Genomic DNA, 16,251 nt, shown 5'->3' with positions numbered 1-16,251 from the left:
GAAAATAGATGGATGAATGTCTCGCTCGAACAGCTTGAAGCCTTTGTTGCCACGGCAGATGCTGGCTCATTTTCCGCAGCAGCCCGCCGTTTAGGGCGCGCGCAATCTGCTATCAGCACGCATGTGGCCAATCTGGAAGTGGATCTGGGGCTGGAATTGTTCCTACGCACCGGGCGCACGCCTGTATTGACACCAGAAGGTGAACGCCTGCTGCGTGAGGCCCGCGTGGTGCTAGACCGGCGCGAACATCTGATAGGCGTAGCCCGATCTTTAGAAAATCAGGTCGAAAACCGGCTGGTTGTGGCTATAGATGAGCTGTATCCAGAATACGCTCTTGGCCCGGTTTTTGCCGAATTTGCTGAGCACTTCCCTTATGTGGAAATGGAAATTCTTTTTCCGCTAATGGAGGATGTCGGCCAGCTTGTGCAGGAAGGGGCCGCGCATCTGGGGGTGATGTGGCAGCAAACACGTATGCCGCCAGATCTGGCATTCCGCACCATCGGGCGGGTGCCGCTTAAACTGGTATGTGGCCGCAACCACCCGCTGGCATCATGCGGCCCTATAGCGTGGGAAGATCTTAAACGGTATCGGCAGATCATGGTGGCGGCCCGTGGGCAGGAGCGCGAACGCCAACATCTGCGCGTAGCGGGCGAGGTCTGGTGGGTGGAAAGCCACTGGGTGATTCTGGAGCTGGTGAAGCACAATATCGGCTGGTCATTTATTTCAGATCATATTCTGGCGGCCTCTCCCGCAGCGCCAGATATTGTTACGCCCCCCTTGGCGTTTGATGCCGGAGATAGGCCCGTGCCACTGGCTGTAGTGTGGCATCACAAACGCCCGCAGGGCGCGGCTGCGCGCTGGTTACGGCAACGCCTATGTGCCTCGGAGTCTGTTTTATATAGAGGACCGAAGAGCAGTTCATAAACACGCGATGAATTGTAATGGGTTGATATTTAATAAAATAGAGCCGTTGTAACAAAACAACAGTGGCGCTTTAAAGCGTATGTTTTGTCTTGCAGACGAAATGAGAAACGCTATGATACCGAAACATTCCGGTATCGAGAGAAACAGTTCGCATGTCTCTTCAAAAAGTCCGTCCCTCCCTGCTGCGCGCTCTTCTGGGCAGTGCAGCCATTCTGACCATGGGAGGAACCGCCGCTCAGGCAGCGGAACCCGTATTACAGACCGAGCAGAGTGACGTTATTACCCTGCCAGCTTATTCCCCCCACACCATTTTGGTGGAAGATGCGGTTTACACCCACAATAAGGATGGCCGCGTTTACGTAGTGGATGCCGATAAAGGCAAACTCCTGGGCATGGTGCAGGCCGCTTATAACGCCAACATGGCGCTTACGCCCGATGCCAAGCGCATTTATGTGGCAGAAACCACATGGGAGCGTGGCAACCGTGGCGCACGGAACGATCTGCTGGCCGAATATGATGCCAGCACGCTCAAGCTCACATCCGATGAAAAACTGCCCGCCCGTGCGCTGGTCACTCCTAAAAAGAATGACTTCGCGCTGAATGCCGATGGTTCACGTTCCTACGTGTATCAGATGAGCCCCAGCAACGCAGTGGAAGTGGTGGACAACGCCGCCCATAAGGTCACGCAGACGGTAGAAATTCCCGGTTGCGCACTGGTGTATCCGTGGGGCAATTCCGGCTTCTCCTCCCTATGTGCAGATGGCACGCTGGCCAATGTTAACCTTGGGGCAGACGGCAAAGTGGGCATGACGCACACCGCACCGTTCTTTGAACCCGATAAGGACGGCATTTTTGAACAAAGCCCCACTGTTGCGGCAGATGGCACGGCTTACTTTATCAGCTACAGCGGCATGGTTTACCCCACAAAAATGGGGGAAACAGCACGGTGGAAAAACCGTGGTCCTTGCAGGAAGGTGCGGGGCTGAAAGCCGCGCCCGATTCCTCCAAGCCGTTTGAAGTGACATGGCGGCCCGGTGGCTGGCAGATTGCAGCCCTGCACAAGGCATCCCATCAGATGTACGTGCTGATGCACAAAGGCACGTTCTGGACACATAAAGATAACGGCACGGAAGTGTGGGTGTATGATACGCAAACCCACAAGCGTATCCGCCGCTATCCGCTTAAAGTGGCCAGCAACCTTGTGGGTGTAACGCAGGATGAACATCCGCTGATGTTCACCGTCAATGAAGATAACGGTGATTTCTTTGTTTCCGATGCGCTAACGGGCAAGCCCCTGCGCACCATGAAAGCCCTTGGCACATCCCTTATCTTTACGGTTGCGCCGGGTGAAGGATGAGCCTGCTGGCTGAAACAGCCCCGCTGGCAGCCCTGTGCGCAGGTGGCATTGGCACCATGTTTTTGGTGGCTGGTGTTTCCAAACTGCGTGGGCATGATGCGTTTTTAGGCACGCTGGCCTCTTACCGGCTTTTGCCTTCATGGTCATACGAAGGTGTGGCATGGGGCTTGGCCGGGGCAGAGGTTCTGGCTGGTCTGGCGCTGTTTTCCGGCTTTGCCGCCGGGTTTGGCGGTTTGGCTGCTGCGGCCATGCTGGTGGTGTTTGCGCTTGCCATGGGCATTAACGTAGCCCGTGGGCGCACCAGCCTGTCTTGCGGGTGCACACCCGGTTTGGTGTCTGAAACCCTTTCATGGAAGCTGGTCGCCCGCACCGTGCTGTGCGTGCCGCTGGCACTGGCCCCATGCTTTGCATCTGGCGTTTCTGCCTTTGTATGGGGGCAGGGCGTTATGGCGGGTGTGGCGCTGTATCTGGTGTGGCTGGCACTGGTGGCCCTGCCGCCAGAACGCGTGCCCGGATCTGGCGGAGGGCAGGAAGCATGATGCTGTTTCTGTACATCTGACAGGGGCTGCTAACGGTTCTGGCCCTTGGGCTTGCCGTTATGCTGGTGGCCTTGGCCCGCCAGATTGGTGTGCTGCACGAACGCCTTGCACCACTAGGAAATCAGGAAGCCAAGCCGGGGCTGGATGTGGGGCAGATTGTGCCGCGTCTGGTTTTGCATACGCTACAGGGCCAGCCTTTTGTGGTGGGGGATACCCTGCCCGCAGGTGCCAAGCAGCTTTTGCTGTTTGTGGCGGCGGAATGCCCGGTGTGTAAGCGCGTTATCCCCATTGCACGGCAGGTGGCTGCCGAGCGTGGGCTGGACCTTATTTTTGTGGGCGATGGCCCCGAACCTGAACTGAAAAGCATGGTGGCTGCCCGCCCGGAAATGCAGGGTATTCCCCTGATAACCGGCGTGGAGCTGGCCCTTGTGCTGCAAATTAACCGTATGCCAGTCATGGTGCTGCTTGATGAACGCGGCACCATTCTGGCCAAAGACCTCGTGAATACCCGGCGTCAGATCGAAGGGCTGCTTGGCAACGTTACCGCCACACCCCCGCAGGGTCTGACCGATACAGGAGCAATGTCTCATGCTGCCGTCTGAAAACAAGAACTCCGCAGAACAGGGCACCCTGTTTGACCGGCTGACCGAATCTCTGCTCCGCCGTTTTGCGGGCAAAACCTCCCGCCGTGGCGTGGTGGCAAAGCTGGGCGGCGTGGCCGCTGCCGTGCCGCTGTTTCCGCTGTTGCCGGTAAGCCGCGCCAATGCGGCTTCTTCCTCCGCAGCCATGGCTGTGGCCAAGGCCACAACGCCATTTGGCTCCAAGGCGCAGGCTAAAGATGCCAATGCGTGCGATTACTGGCGTTATTGCGCTATTGACGGCAATTTGTGCTCTACCTGTGGTGGTGGCGTACATAGCTGCCCGCCGGGTACGGCGCCTTCTCCCACATCTTGGATTGGTAGCTGCTACAACCCGCAGGATGGCAACTCCTACATGATTGCGTATCGTGATTGCTGTGGTCAGGATTCCTGTAACGAAGTTACCTGCCTGAACACGGATGGAGATCAGCCGTCCTACCGCCCCATGGCCAATAACGACATTATCTGGTGCTTTGGCACGGGCACATCTGAAATGTACAACTGCTCCACAGCCGCGGTGATCGGGAAAGCTTCCTGATTATGTTGCGTGCTGTTTACCGCCTTGCCATACCTGCTGTTGCAGCGTGTGCAACACTGGTTGGGGCAGGCGGGGTGGCACACGCGGCAGATGCCGTGCCGGGGGCCACAAGTTTAAACCCCACGCAGGTTGCCTATCTTTCGCACTGCGGGGGGTGCCACGGTATTGCAGGCGTATCCGGCCCAACCTTTGTGCCTATGCTGCGTGATAGCGTAGGCAGCTTTGCCTGCACGGATGAAGGGCGGAAATACCTGGTGCAGGTGCCCGGTGTTTCCATGTCCCTCATTCGGGATGATCAGCAGTTGGCAGATGTCATGAACTTTGTGCTGATTGATCTGGGCGGCAAAAGCACGCCGCCGGGCTTTAAGCCCTATACAGCGGCAGAAGTGCATGAATGGCGCCAGCATCCGCTTTCTATGCCAGATTTTATGGCCAACCGTGCCCATGTGCTGGAGCGGTCTTTGGCGGCGTGTCATCGCGGCAACAATGGCGCGGCTGCAACAGTAAAGTAACACGGCAAGCCCTGTTCTACAGGGCTGCTCTCGGCTAGATCACGGCTTAGGTGCCACAATATTGTAAAACAGAAGCAAACCCGCCCCCAGCCGCGGTTGTTTGTGGATAATGGGAGTATCAGGGAGCATGCGTTTGCGCCACCGTTTGTCCGCCGGTATGTGTTTTGCCCTGCAACTGGTAGCATTGCCTGCATTTGCGCAGGAAAAAACCACCCCCGATGATGCCGAGCGCCCTTTGGCGGTGGAAGAAACAGCAGCAGAAAAAAAGCAGGTCCAGCAGGATGAGATGAATTTGAAAAGCCCTTCCAATCACTCATGGTTTGATGATGTTGAAGGCCATATTGTGGTAGAAGCAGGCGTAAACGGCAACCCATGGACCAAAACAGGCCGCAACTGGGCGCAGTCTTACGTAGATAGGGCCAATACGGCCACACTTAATCAGATTACCGGCACGCTCTCCCACCCGGTAACAGAACTGGGCGATGGCTACGGTCTGGGTTTTGTGTTTGAGGTTCTGTACGGTTCCGATGCTCGCTTTAACCCCACCATTGGTATGGGTGATGGCAACCTGACAGGCATGTACCAGTGGACACCCACACAGGCGCATATTGATGCCCACCTGCCATGGCTGACAAAAGGCGGGATTGACCTGCAAATTGGCCAGCAATATGGCATTCAGGGTTTTGAAGGCACAGATGCGCTGGAACGGCCTTTTTATTCCTACAACTATTCATCCGATTTTATTGTGCCGTTTGAAACCGTGGGTGTTCTGGCCACATGGCATATGACAGACCACATGGCCCTTGTTATGGGTGTTAACGCCGGTAACTCCACCACCTTTGGCCATGCCAAAAACAATACCCGGCCCAAAGGTTACTTTGGTTTGCAGTTTACAGAACTTGCCGGTGGCAAGCTGGATGTTGCCGCTATTGGCTATTTTGGCCCGCAGCAGAGCATCTATGCCATTGGGCGAGAAGCCAACCACGATATGGAATATATCGGAGACCTTCTGGCCTCCTACAAAATTAACGATAAAACCACCGTCACCCTGAACGCCACCTACTTCCATGATGATTATCTGCGGGATGATGTGTACGGTGTAACGGCCTATTTCGCGCATGATTTCAGCGATGAACTGACGTTTAACGCGCGTGGTGAAATCTTCCGAGATAACAATGGTGGCGTGGTGGGCAACAACACATCCCCTATGTCTTACGTGAACGAACTGCGTGGCCAGAACTATCCGTATGATTACGCACCCGGCACCACGTATGGGGAACTCACGGTGGGTGTTACGTATCGCCCCGGTTTTCTTAAACTGCCCAAAGGGTCTTTTTCCATCCGCCCGGAACTGCGGCTTGATAAATCCCTTAACGGCACAAAGCCCTTTAACCGTGTTTCCCCTACGGATGATCCAAACGTGAACTATGCCAATAACGGCATGAACAACATGTTCTGGTTTAGTTGTGATGCCATCTGGGCATTTTAAAAACCCGTTACGCTCACCCATCACCGGCACAACACAAAGGATCAGCCCGTGCAGAACCTGATATACGCCAATGCTGCCCTTACTGTTGTGCTGCTTGCCGCCTGCATTGTTATGGGCCTGATGCTGCGCCGTATCCGCCGCTTGTTTCAGGAAATTGCTCCAGTGGGCGCACTTACCAGCTCACGCGGTCCGCAACCCGGAGATGCCTGCCCACCGCAGCCTTTTCACACACTGGCGGCTGGCGTGTTGGCGCTGGCAGGCGGCGCCAAGCCGCGGCTGGTGCTGTTTGTTTCTGCAACATGCCCGATCTCTCGCAAGGTTATTCCTATTGCACGCAACTTCTGCGGGCGTGAAAATCTGGAACTGGTGCTGGCGGGGGATGATGCCCCAACCATTCAGCAGCACTTTGCCCAGCAAACCAACACACCTGCTGCTGCGTTTATTAATGATCCGGCACTGGGCCGTGCCTTGCAGGTAGATAAACTGCCTGCTGCGTTTTTGTTCGATCAGCAGGGTACGCTTATTGCCCGTGGGTTGGTGAACAACCGTGAGCATCTAGAAAGCCTGCTGAACGCGTGGGAAAGCGGGTTCAGCACGGTGCAAACCTACATGCAGCACACGCGCCGCAACCGCGCGTGATGTTGGATGTGTATTTATAAAATATTTAGCAATCATATTATAAATAATCGTAATAGTTTTTTATTGACTCTCCTGCTCATAACTTGCCAGATTTAAATTAAGTTCTGGAAAAGAGCAGGAGTGCCACCATGACCGACTCCTTTCATCTCCCCAAAATCTCTCTTGAAGGCTTGGAGAAGATTATTATCGCGTACAGCCATGTGCCCGATAACCCTACCTTGGATATACTTGCACGCCTGACCAAGATGGGATCTGCTGCTATTAGCAGAAACAATAAATTCCTAATGGATATCGGCATTATTGCGGGTGGGGCAGAAAAAACGGTTACGCCTTTAGGCCAAAAGTTGGGGCATGCGCTGGAATACGCTTTTGGGGCTGATGCACAGGCATGCTGGCGTAAGGCTGTTTCCAGCAATTCTGCCATAATGGAATTTATCGCCACAGAGCATGTGAAGCATGGGATGAGCGAAAAGGATTTATCGGCACATATTCTTGATGTTTCGGTGCACAAAAAGCATGCGCATACACAAACAGGCGCACGGTGTTTGATAGATATTCTGCTGGAAAGCGGATTACTTGTGGAAGACAAAGATATGCTTGTTGCAGCACCGGCCCAAAGCACAGAACAGCCTGCACCCCCAGCCAAAGATCAGGCGCAAATTTTTGGCCTACAGGCAGAAGATTCCGCGCCGGATACCAAGGACAACACGCCACAAGCCACACTTATAGGGCTGCCGCTTGCGGGGCAGAATACCACGCGCCCGGATATGCCCTATATCTTGTTGAATCTGACATTACCGGAAACTGAAGATCTAATGGTTTATGAAAAAATCTTTCGTGCTCTAAGGGAAAACCTTTTGGGCTTGCCACCCTTGCCCTAGACAGTGTTCACCTTCTGCAAGGCAGGCATGAGCACAGCCCAGTGCAACTTCTCCTTCGGGTAGGCGTTGGGGATAGCATGTGGCATGGTTTTGCACGCAAAACCAGCATGTTACCGTTTAACGTCAGATTCAGGAGAGCACGTTTTGGGTATCCCCGATATCACACTGCACGATGGTCTTACTTTTCCCGTTATTACCTTTGGGACGTACAAGCTGAACGGTATAGCTGGCATGGAAGCAATGGTCAGCGCATTGGATGTAGGGTATCACGCGCTGGATAGCGCCTTTAATTATGAAAACGAAGGTGCCGTAGGCCATGCCGTGCGCAAAAGCGGCAAAAAGCGGGAGGATCTGCGCATTGCCTCCAAATTGCCGGGCCGCCACCATGAATACAACGAAGCGCTGACAACGATTGAGGAATCCCTCTACCGCGCGCAGTTAGATTATTACGATCTGTATTACATCCATTGGCCCAACCCCAAGGTTGGCAAGTATGTAGAAGCATGGCAGGCGCTGATTGAAGCCAAGAAACGTGGCTATGTACGTTCTATTGCCGTGTGTAACTTCCTGCCCGAACATCTGGAAAAATTGCAGAAAGAAACAGGCGTTCTGCCATCTATAAACCAGATTGAGCTTTCGCCTTACTTCCCGCAGGATGAGATGCGGGCGGTGCACAAAAAGCTGAACATTCTTACGCAGTCATGGAGCCCGCTTGGCCGCGCAAACAAGCTGCTGCAAGACCCACTGATTCAAAAAATTGCCCAGCGGCTCAACAAGTCCTCTGTGCAGGTTATCCTGCGCTGGCACCATCAGCTTGGGTGCGTGCCTATTCCTAAAGCTGCCAGCAAGGAGCATCAGATTTCCAATATGGATATCTTTGATTTCTCCCTGACAGAGCAGGACATGAAGGACATGGCAACCCTTGCCCGCCCAGATGGCCGCAGCCACGGGCAGGACCCCGCAACATACGAAGAGTTCTGATTGACTATGGAAGCACTCCGTCTGGCGCAGTTGCAGATTTTCTGCGCCGTGATGGAGGAGGGCTCGGTGGTTGCGGCCTCGCGCCGCATGCACTGCGTAGCATCCAACATTACGGCGCGCCTGAAGGAGCTGGAACAGCTTTTGGGGCAGGATCTGTTTGCGAGGGAAAAAGGGCGGCTTATACCCACACCAGAAGGCCGCCTCTTTTACCATGAGGCACGAGATGTTGTGGAAAAAGCCCATAACCTTGCAAGCTTTTTTCAGCCCGATGTACCGCGTGGTATTTTGCGTATAGGGGCGCTGGATGTGGCCTTGGCACATTTTTTGCCTCAATATATGCCTGCCTTTATGGCCGCCCACCCGGATGTAGAAATACGCCTGCTACGCCGTGCCAGCTATACGTTGGAACATATGCTGGATGATCAGGAACTGGATCTGGCCATAACAGATGGCCCCATTGTACATCCGCTTCTTGAAAGCCGCTTTGTTTTTACAGAAGAACTGGTACTGGTGGCCCCACTAAATATCTGCAGTTTGCAGGATATTCATTGGCCTAGCACCACGGTGCTTTTGTTCCATACAGATTGCTTTTACCGCAGCGCCTTTGAACGCTGGATGGCAGAGCAGGGCTTTGTCCCCCGTGCTATTCAGACAGTGGAATCTTACGATGTCATTCGGGCCTGTGTGCACGATGGTATTGGTATTTCCTGTTTTCCCAAAACTATTTTTGCACAAAAAGAACCGGTTGATGTGCGCGTTCTTGCTGTGCAGGGGCTACGCCCAGCCCCGGTTTACTGCGTATGGCGGCGCAATGGCGCAAAACCTTTGCTGCGCAGGTTTATCAACACTATTTGCCCATCCGAGACAGACTAAAACCGTTCACTTTTTGTAAATTGTTTACTGATATATCATTACTTTTAATGAACACATACGTGCGTCATACTGCAAGCAGAATTTCAGAAAAAAGGAGAACATCTCATGGCTGATGTCAAACAGCAGGATCTGTTCATCAATAATGAATGGGTCAAACCCACATCCGGCACTTATACACCCATCAACAGCCCCGCTACGGGGGAAGAAGTTGGCCAAGCCGCAGAAGGCAACCCGCAGGATGTAGAAAAAGCCGTGGCCGCCGCAAAAGCTGCCTTTAAGGGGTGGAGCAGCAAACCCGCCAGCCAGCGGGCCGATTATCTTTACGCGTTTAAAAACCTTGTAGAGCGGGATAAGGAACGTCTGGCCACCATTATCACCTCGGAAATGGGCAAACCCATTAAGGAAGCCCGTGCCGAGGTAGATTTTGCGGCTGGTCTACTGCGTTTTGCGGCAGAAAATGCCCGCAGGCTTCAGGGGGAAATTATACCCGGTGAACGTGAGGGTGAAAAAATCCTGATCGACCGCGTGCCGCATGGTGTGGTAGGGGCCATTGCCGCGTGGAACTTCCCGCTGGCTTTGTGCGCGCGTAAAATTGCTCCGGCACTGGCTGCGGGTAACACCATTGTTCTTAAACCTGCTGATGGCACACCGCTTTCTGGCCTGGCGCTGGCTGAACTGGTGCAGGAAGCCGGTATTCCCGCAGGTGTGGTCAATGTGGTTACGGGCAGCGGCCAAGGTGTGGGCGTGCCGCTGGTGGCGCATAAAGATACCCCACTCATTACCATGACAGGCTCTACCCCCGCAGGTAAAAAGATTATGGCAGCCGCAGCCGAGCATCTTAAGGAAGTGCGGCTGGAGCTAGGCGGTAAAGCACCTTTTATTGTCATGGAAGATGCAGATATTCCCGCAGCGGTAGAAGCCGCCGTTACGGCACGGTTCTTCAATGCCGGACAGGTGTGCACAGCCAACGAACGCACCTATGTGCATGAAGATGTGTATGATCGCTTTGCCATAGCTTTAAAGGATCGTATCGCCAGCCTGAAGGTGGGGGACCCGATGGATGATGCCACCGATATGGGCCCCAAGGTGAACGAAACCGAACTGGAAAAAGTGGATGGCATTGTGCAAAAAGCCGTATCGCAGGGCGCAAAGCTGGAACTGGGTGGCAAACGCCTTACGGGTGGCGCCTTTGATAAAGGCACATTCTACGCCCCCACATTGCTGACAGACATTACCCCGGATATGGACATTGTGCAGGACGAGGTGTTTGGCCCCGTGCTCTCCCTTATCAAGGTGAAGGACTTTGATGAGGCTCTGGCCCGCGCCAATGATAGCCGCTATGGGCTTTCCGCCTATCTGTTCACCAATGATCTTTCCCGTATCCTGCGTATGAGCCGGGAGCTGGATTTTGGGGAAATTTACGTCAACCGTGGCTCAGGGGAAGAACCGCAGGGCTTCCACCACGGGTATCGTGAAAGCGGATTGGGGGGTGAGGACGGCCAGCACGGGTTAGAAGCCTATGTGCGCACCAAAACCATTTATCTAAACGCCTAATATCCAAACTCTGCCACGACCCACTTAAACTGTGTGGCGTGGCGTAGCGGATACAAAAAACCGTGCCGGAGCAAAACGCACCCGGCACGGTTTTTTTGTGTTTTCAGGAAAGACTTACTCCTGATCTTTTATAATCTGCTCAATCTGTTTTTCCAGATCATGCGGTTGGGCTGTGGTAAAGTGTGTCATCACAAACGTGGTAATATCTGCAAGATCACGGTTGCTTAAACCACCCCCTGTAAAGTGCGGCATAATCTGCACGCCTGTTGTGGTTTGCAGGCCACTGCCATTTACCAAAACCTGTATCAGGTTACGGCCATTATCCGCACCCAATGAGCGCCCACCCGCAATGCTGGCAAAGCTGCTTTGCCGCCCTGTGCCATCTGGCAGATGGCAGCCCGCACAGGCCGAGGCATAAAGCCGCGCGCCCCTGCTATTTTGCGGCAGGTTGGCATCTCCGCTGGCTGTATTGCGGAAGGTTACGGAATCCTGCGGTGTGTTCACAGGTTTTGTGCTGCGCAGATACGTCACCATAGCCTGAATATCCGCAGGGGTAAGGTAGCGCAGGCTGTGGCCAATAACGTCCGCCATATCACCAGATGCCGTGCCGTGGCCATCTGCATGGCCGGTGGAAAGGTATTGCGCCAGTTCGGCATCTGTCCAGCCGCCAATACCGGTTTTGCGGTCGGACGAAATGTTATAGATGCGCCAGCCATTGAGCATATTGCCGCCAAACGCCTTGCTGGTGGAAAGCCCAAAAGTGAGTGTGCGCGGGCTGTGGCAATCTGCACAATGGCCTGCACCTTCCACTAACCAGCGGCCGCGGTTCCATTGGGCGGATTTTGTGGTGTCATCCGGGTAGGCAGAGGCCGGGCCGTTTACGATGTTCCAGAAAATCATCAAACTGCGTATGGAAAAAGGAAAACGCAGTTTGTTTTCTGGCGGGGTGGTGGCAGATGTAGGCAGTGTGGCCATATAGGTCCGAATGTCCCGCACATCCTGATCACTCAGGCGCGAATAAGCAGGGTAGGGCATGGCGGGGTAAAGGTGCTTGCCACCGGGGGAAACACCCTGCTTTACGGCGGCAACAAACTCCGCATCGCTCCAGGCACCTACGCCGTGCTGCTTATCTGCCGTAATGTTGGTGGAATACACCACTCCCATGCCCGGTAACTTAAACGCTCGCCCGCCAGCATAGGGCATGCCGCCGGGGGCTGTGTGGCAGACCTCACAATCCGATGCACGGGTGAGGTACTGCCCGCGTTCCACCGGCGTGCTGCCGGGTGTACCTTCCTCGGCAGCGTTGGCATGGGCCACGTGGGTGGGTAGGCATAAGGTTGCCAGCAGCAGGGCCGCCAATGTGCCTTTGCCAGAAAAGGACACACGTTTTGCGGGTAGGAAAGAAAAATCATGTGTCATGGTCTTACTCTTTCCCTTCCGTGTTGCGGGCAGAAAGCAGGGGCAGGCTGCGGTAACGCCGCTTTTGTGCCGCTGCCATGGCGTTGGCCAGCAGGGGGGCGGCGGCAGCGGTGCCAACTTCACCAATGCCGCCGGGGTCTTCATTGCTGGGCATCACCACCACATCAATGCGGCGCGGGGCCTCGTTCATGCGCATCACGCGCCATGTGTTGAAGTTCTGCTGCTGCACGCGCCCGTTTTCCAATGTGATCTCGTTATACAGGGCGGCGGAAAAGCCAAAAATTAGCCCGCCCTCTATTTGCGCAATCACTTGGTCCGGGTTAATCACCTGCCCGCAATCTACCGCAGCAGTTACGCAGTGGATGATAACCTCATCCGGGCTGGGCATTTCAATTTCTGCAATGCTGGCCATGTAGGATCCAAACGCAAACTGCAAGGCCACACCACGCGCCCGGCCCTTGGGCATCGGTGTGCCCCAGCCTGCATATTCCGCCACGCGTTCCAGCACAGCCAGCGCGCGCGGGTTGTGCTGCACCATAGCGCACCGATAGGCCACAGGGTCTGCCCCCGCGCGGGCGGCCAGTTCATCTATAAACCCTTCCACCACAAACAGGCCGCGCGTGCCACCTACGCCACGCCACCATGCGGTGGTGATGCCGGGGGCCTCACGCCGGGCAAATTCCAGCCGATAGGCGGGGTAGGTGTAGGGTGTAACCACCGTGGCAAGGGAGAGATCATCATCATACCCATCCTTTGTCAGTTCTGGTGGGTCCCACCGCGCCACCACGGCGGGGCCGACAATGCGATGTTGCAGCGCGGTGATATATCCTTTGTCATCCAGCGCGGCGGTGAGTTGATCGACATAGGCCGGGCGATACCTGTCCTTTGTGATGTCTTCTTCCCGGCTCCAGATAATTTTCAGCGGGTAGGGCACCTGTTTTGCAAACTGCACGCACTGGGTCACGTATTCATGCTCCAGCCTGCGGCCAAAACCGCCGCCAATATACTGGCTGTGCACTGTAATTTTGCTGGCGGGCAGGCCGGTTATTTCGGCTGCGGTATCTCGCGCACGCTCGGCCACCTGCGTGCCAGCCCATATATCACACCCATCTGGCCGCACATGGGCGGTGCAGTTTATGGGCTCCATAGGGGAATGGGCCAGCAAGGGCTGCTGATAGGTGGCTGTGTAAGTGGTGCCAGATTTGCCAATCACACCTGGCGCATCTGCCTTGGCGTTGGCTACTATGGCCGGGCCGTTTAGCCCTGCGTGCAGATCATCATAAATGGTCTGGGTGGTAATGTCGGCATTTTTTCCAAAATCCCACTGAATATGCAGGGCTTTCAGGCCCTTGCGCGCGGCCCAGTAATGGTCTGCCACCACGCATACGGTATCTTTATTGTCTGTTACCAGTACAGCGTGCACACCGTTTACGGCCAAGGCGGCGTTGCGGTTCATGCCGCGCAGAGTGCCACCCTGCACGGGGCAGGCGGCCACGGTGCCAATTTTCATGCCCGGCACCTGCACATCCATGCCAAAGCGGGCTGTGCCATCCACTTTGATCTGGCTATCCAGTCGATGGTGCTTGTTGCCAATCAGCTTGTAACTGGCGGCATCTTTCAGTTTGGGGTTTTTGGGCACGGGCAGTTTGGCGGCATCTGCGGCGACATCACCAAATGGCAGAGTGCGGTTAGAGGGCCGGTGTATCACGGCGCCGGTAGCGGTTGTGCAGCTTTTTGGTGCAACGCCCCAGTGTGTGGCCGCGGCCTGCACCAGCATGGTGCGTGCTGCCGCACCGGCCTGGCGCAACGGCAACCATTCTGTCATGATAGAGGTGGAACCGCCGGTAATTTCTGCCCCGCCACCGGGGGGCGCGGCCTCTATCTGCACGGCAAACGGGTCTACCCCCAGTTCTTCTGCTATTAGCATCACAGAGGATGTGTAAATACCTTGCCCCATCTCAATGTTTGGTAAAATGAGGGTAATGGTATTGTCTGCGGCAATACGGATAAAGGCATTGGGTGCAAAAGGGGCGGCAACATCTTCCACCAGCACGCCGGTGCCTGCCTGCGTGGCCTGCGCCGCCCGCCCGCGTGGCGTGGGCCACAGTGTTGCCAGCAACAATGCGCCGCCCGCTTGCAGTACGCGCCTGCGGCCAGTTTTTAACCGCGCGGCGGATGAAGGGGAATGTGTGCTCATGCCAGTTCTCCCGCTGCCTGGTGAATGGCTGCGCGAATACGCATATACGTGCCACAACGGCACATATTGCCAGACATGGCGCTGTCTATCTGTTCATCCGTGGGGTTGGGGGTGGTGCGTAGCAGGGCCACGGCAGTCATAACCTGCCCCGGCTGGCAGTATCCGCACTGCACCACATCCAGTTCCACCCACGCAGATTTGATAGCCTGCACAATCGGGTCGGCCATATCCAGCCCCTCTGGGGTGGTAATGGCGCGCTCTCCCACCAGCCCAACGGGCAGGTTGCACGCACGCACGGCCTTGCCATCTACATACACAGTGCAGGCCCCACACTGGGCAATGCCACAGCCAAACTTGGCGGCATTTAAGCCCAGAATATCGCGCAACACCCATAGCAACGGCGTGTCGGCATCAACGTCCACGCTGTGCGGTTGGCCGTTTATCACAAGGGTTGGCATAGGAGGGCTCCTGTAGCTGGCGGGGGAGATACCAGCCTAACACTTTTGGAGCGGGAGCGAAACGGAATCCTCTTGAATATATATGTAAGAATACAGACGTGGATTTTCACCCAACCTGCTTTTGCCGGAAATGCAGCAGGACTTGCGCGTGGCTGACAATCTCGCCCACAGGTAGGGGCAAGCTTGCGGGTGTGTAGTGGTCTTCATGCGCAACGCCGGTTTCCACCTTGTCTGCCCAATACTGCAAACCACCCTGAATACACATGGCCAGAAAACATGGATTGAGGTGATGGCTGGGCACCAGTTCGTACACCAGTGTGCCGGGTTGGCACCATGCCACATTGGCAAGGCCCGCGCCCAAAAAGCCCACCACCATATCGGCCTGTGCAAACAGGTCTATCTGTTGGGCTACGGGCAGGCGTTCTGGGCGCACGCGGGCAAAGCCCAGCGTTGTCAGGGCCTCGGCCAATTCGGCCTCGTTAGGCATGCGGCGGTTTGTGGCCTCGCCGCGTTCCAAAAACAGGTAGCGCCCGCGTTTGGGCGTGGTGCTGGCGGCCTGACGCAACGCAGCATAAGCTGCAAGAGATGTTTCTGATGCCGTAAAATCCGTTTTGCCGCGCACAAAATCTGTATACACCACGCGGGAAAAAGCATAGCGCGTGCCCGGATGGGTGATCAGCCGCCGTTCAGGCGCCAGCCCGGCAAGGGTTACAAACTGTTCCTGCCACGGGGTAAGGGGGGGCAGCAAAAACACATCGTTCTGCCCTGCATATTTTAGAAAATAATAAAGTGCCGGAACCGTGTGCGCCACCCAGTGGTAGTAATTGGTGTTCCAGTGGTCAAACCCTGCCCAAGCGGTGCAATTGTGCTGTTCTATGGGGGTGCTGGCCGGGGCTGCGTGCCAGCGAGCCAGTGCATTAAGGCCTTGGGTATAAACCGTATCATGCAGGGGGTGGCCTTCCCACGCAAACAGGGCCAGGGCGGGGTCAAACACTCCGGGGCCAAAGCTGTAGCGGTATATGGACGGTGTATCTGTGTGCCAGTCTGTCAGCAGGCTGTGTGTGCCATCGGGCAGGGTGCCGCCAAAGGCAAAGTTTCCGGCCTTGCGGCATGAGGCTTCAATCAGCCCCCGGCCTCCAGAAGCCTGAAATACGCACGGAAAAGTAGAAAGAGGTACAGACATGGCAGGGGGCTTTAGCGTTTGGCAAGGGTGTGCCAAGTATAGGGGTGGGGCTTGGGTTCAGGCAATAGG

At 55.5% G+C, this 16,251-nt stretch carries 15 protein-coding genes and 1 pseudogene; 12 read left to right on the top strand and 4 right to left on the bottom strand.

The genetic code is table 11. The features are described from left to right. Positions 1-12: 12 nt before the first annotated feature. The 12 genes and pseudogenes from A4S02_RS09880 to aldA all read left to right on the top strand — a co-directional run bounded on the left by A4S02_RS09880 (position 13) and on the right by aldA (position 10,925). Positions 13-924, top strand: coding sequence for a LysR family transcriptional regulator (locus tag A4S02_RS09880; RefSeq protein WP_019089501.1), 912 nt, complete (start codon positions 13-15; stop codon positions 922-924). Between the two features lie 152 nt (positions 925-1,076). After that, positions 1,077-2,281, top strand: a pseudogene (locus A4S02_RS09875) (amine dehydrogenase large subunit). Then, positions 2,278-2,820, top strand: coding sequence for a MauE/DoxX family redox-associated membrane protein (locus tag A4S02_RS09870; RefSeq protein WP_003625999.1), 543 nt, complete (start codon positions 2,278-2,280; stop codon positions 2,818-2,820). The pseudogene A4S02_RS09875 and the gene A4S02_RS09870 overlap by 4 nt, the downstream one beginning before the upstream one ends. Positions 2,821-2,879: 59 nt before the next feature. Next, positions 2,880-3,422 carry a redoxin family protein gene (locus tag A4S02_RS09865; protein WP_228142358.1) on the top strand — a complete coding sequence of 181 codons (543 nt, stop codon included), beginning with the start codon at positions 2,880-2,882 and terminating at the stop codon, positions 3,420-3,422. After that, positions 3,409-3,996 (top strand): methylamine dehydrogenase (amicyanin) small subunit, encoded by a 588-nt coding sequence (mauA, locus tag A4S02_RS09860; RefSeq protein WP_070323662.1) that lies wholly within the window; start codon positions 3,409-3,411, stop codon positions 3,994-3,996. Before A4S02_RS09865 ends, mauA begins: the two co-directional genes overlap by 14 nt. Before the next feature lie 2 nt (positions 3,997-3,998). Next, entirely contained in the window at positions 3,999-4,508 is a 510-nt protein-coding gene (locus A4S02_RS09855; protein ID WP_070323661.1) for a c-type cytochrome, read from the top strand. Positions 4,509-4,617: 109 nt separating this feature from the next. Then, positions 4,618-5,997, top strand: a complete 1,380-nt coding sequence (locus A4S02_RS09850; protein ID WP_208858879.1) for an outer membrane beta-barrel protein — start codon at positions 4,618-4,620, stop codon at positions 5,995-5,997. Positions 5,998-6,045: 48 nt separating this feature from the next. Next, a complete protein-coding gene (locus A4S02_RS09845) occupies positions 6,046-6,636 on the top strand; it encodes a thioredoxin domain-containing protein (RefSeq protein WP_070323659.1) in 591 nt (196 codons plus the stop codon). A 128-nt stretch (positions 6,637-6,764) separates the two neighbouring features. Continuing rightward, on the top strand, positions 6,765-7,517 hold the full coding sequence (locus tag A4S02_RS09840) for a hypothetical protein (protein WP_070323658.1): 753 nt from the start codon (positions 6,765-6,767) through the stop codon (positions 7,515-7,517). An 84-nt stretch (positions 7,518-7,601) separates the two neighbouring features. Continuing rightward, entirely contained in the window at positions 7,602-8,498 is an 897-nt protein-coding gene (locus A4S02_RS09835; protein WP_070323657.1) for an aldo/keto reductase, read from the top strand. 6 nt (positions 8,499-8,504) lie between these two features. Then, the gene (locus A4S02_RS09830) at positions 8,505-9,371 is read left to right on the top strand and encodes a LysR family transcriptional regulator (RefSeq protein WP_070323656.1); all 867 of its coding nucleotides are present in this window, start codon (positions 8,505-8,507) and stop codon (positions 9,369-9,371) included. Positions 9,372-9,476: 105 nt separating this feature from the next. Further along, positions 9,477-10,925 carry an aldehyde dehydrogenase gene (gene aldA / locus A4S02_RS09825; protein WP_070323655.1) on the top strand — a complete coding sequence of 483 codons (1,449 nt, stop codon included), beginning with the start codon at positions 9,477-9,479 and terminating at the stop codon, positions 10,923-10,925. A gap of 114 nt (positions 10,926-11,039) precedes the next feature. Here the strand turns inward: aldA and A4S02_RS09820 are convergent, their stop codons facing one another. The 4 genes from A4S02_RS09820 to A4S02_RS09805 form a co-directional block, all read right to left on the bottom strand. Further along, entirely contained in the window at positions 11,040-12,344 is a 1,305-nt protein-coding gene (locus tag A4S02_RS09820) for a cytochrome c (protein ID WP_070323654.1), read from the bottom strand. A 4-nt stretch (positions 12,345-12,348) separates the two neighbouring features. After that, positions 12,349-14,541, bottom strand: coding sequence for a xanthine dehydrogenase family protein molybdopterin-binding subunit (locus A4S02_RS09815; RefSeq protein WP_070323653.1), 2,193 nt, complete (start codon positions 14,539-14,541; stop codon positions 12,349-12,351). After that, complete coding sequence (locus A4S02_RS09810; protein WP_070323652.1) at positions 14,538-14,999, bottom strand: (2Fe-2S)-binding protein; 462 nt, start codon at positions 14,997-14,999, stop codon at positions 14,538-14,540. Before A4S02_RS09810 ends, A4S02_RS09815 begins: the two co-directional genes overlap by 4 nt. A 106-nt stretch (positions 15,000-15,105) precedes the next feature. After that, positions 15,106-16,182 carry a glycosyltransferase family 61 protein gene (locus A4S02_RS09805; RefSeq protein ID WP_070323651.1) on the bottom strand — a complete coding sequence of 359 codons (1,077 nt, stop codon included), beginning with the start codon at positions 16,180-16,182 and terminating at the stop codon, positions 15,106-15,108. Positions 16,183-16,251 lie beyond the last annotated feature (69 nt).

This window comes from Acetobacter ascendens (assembly GCF_001766235.1).
Taxonomy (GTDB): domain Bacteria; phylum Pseudomonadota; class Alphaproteobacteria; order Acetobacterales; family Acetobacteraceae; genus Acetobacter; species Acetobacter ascendens.
This window is presented reverse-complemented; position numbering and strand designations above follow the sequence as displayed.